Raw genomic sequence first — 1,523 nt, 5'->3', positions numbered from 1 at the left:
TATCTCCTACACTTCGTGGCATTCCTGCCACATAAAACTGCTCATTATCTTCTAATGCAAAGCTGATAACATCAGTAGAACGATCAATATTTCTATATTCCTTATTTATCTGATGAATTCGTTCATCATCAACAATAATACATGATAATTCCACATCATCTTCTATTTTTAAATATTGAAGTGCTGCTTCTACAATTTTTATAAATTGTTGTTCATAATTATCCTTACTCAATTTCAATTCATCTTCATATACAAAATCAATAGCCATTATATCACCTTTCATTTCTTAATCTTCCTTCTTCAATTATAGCACAAGCAACATTCTTGTTCACTAATTTTGTTTGATGATTAACCATAACATAAATCTTTCCTTCATCATTCTTGAATAAGAACCTCATCACTTTACTTGCTAATTTTGCATCCATATGTGAAAATGCTTCATCTAAAATGAGAATATCAAATTCTTGACATAAAAGTCTAATTAAAGAAACAATCTGTCTTTGCCCAAGTGACAGTGGTGCACCATCTTCACTTAAGACTATATGAAACATATTGAAAAGAGCTTCCTGTCCAAACGATTTTAAGTAATAACGTATCTTCTTTTCATCATGACATAAAAAATTTTCCAACAAAGTTAAATGTAAAAATGATGGTGTCTCATGAGCATAACCTATATGTTGATATAAAGAAGATAATTGAATAGTCCTTAACTCCTGATCATTAATATAGATATCTCCAGAATAATGAAGATCATATCCCATAAAAAGTCTTAACAACGTTGATTTACCAGATCCTGTCTTTCCCTTTAATAAAAGGTGTTGGTGAATTGTTAAATCAATATGTTCAAATAAAGGTACTTGATATCCATCGGCATAACTGACATTATCCAGAGTAATTGATGTAATTTTCTCCTTTATAGGTTCTTGTGGTAGTTGTGGTTCTATTTCAAATACTTTATATTTTTCATAAACAATCTTCATTTGTTTATATTGACTGACAAGATTGACAATGTTCATCACAGGTTGAATACAATAAGAAACCAACATATAAAACATCATTAACTGTCCTATCGTTAAATGAGATCTTTGATAATGATAAAATCCTAAAATCATAATAACACCATAGAAAATATAAATAAAGTATTGAATAAAACTTTGGAGTTGATTCATAAATAGAGCCTGTTTTTCTTTTAACATAGCTTCATCTAAGTAGATATGATAACTTCTTTCCCGTTGTTGCTGTAACAATGAAAAACGTTTAATTAAAAATTGATTTTCAATTAATTCTAGAAGATGATGCTGAAAAACAAAATGTGCTTCAAGATAATTTTTATGGATATCCTGTAAAGCCTGTAAACGATAATAGGCCATAAACATAATACATAAAAACATAATTACAACCAGAAATGTCATTGATATATTTATAAACATCATTCCAATCATAAAAACAACAAAAGACAAAGCATCTAAGAACAATCTCTCATAGCACTCTAAACTCATTTCACTTAAATCAAAGAGACTTAA

General features: G+C 28.5%; 2 protein-coding genes. Both read right to left on the bottom strand.

The window, feature by feature from the left end:
- The coding region (gene ybeY / locus ACLR9T_RS14700; RefSeq protein WP_413110190.1) for an rRNA maturation RNase YbeY at nt 1-283 on the bottom strand (283 nt) is incomplete at its 3' end.
- A partial coding sequence (locus ACLR9T_RS14695; protein ID WP_413110189.1) for an ATP-binding cassette domain-containing protein occupies nt 273-1,523 on the bottom strand: 1,251 nt, incomplete at its 5' end. The genes ybeY and ACLR9T_RS14695, both read right to left, overlap by 11 nt.

Origin of the sequence: Thomasclavelia sp. (assembly GCF_047249845.1) — a bacterium.
In the GTDB taxonomy this organism is placed as follows: Bacteria; Bacillota_I; Bacilli_A; order Erysipelotrichales; family Coprobacillaceae; genus Thomasclavelia.
This window is presented reverse-complemented; position numbering and strand designations above follow the sequence as displayed.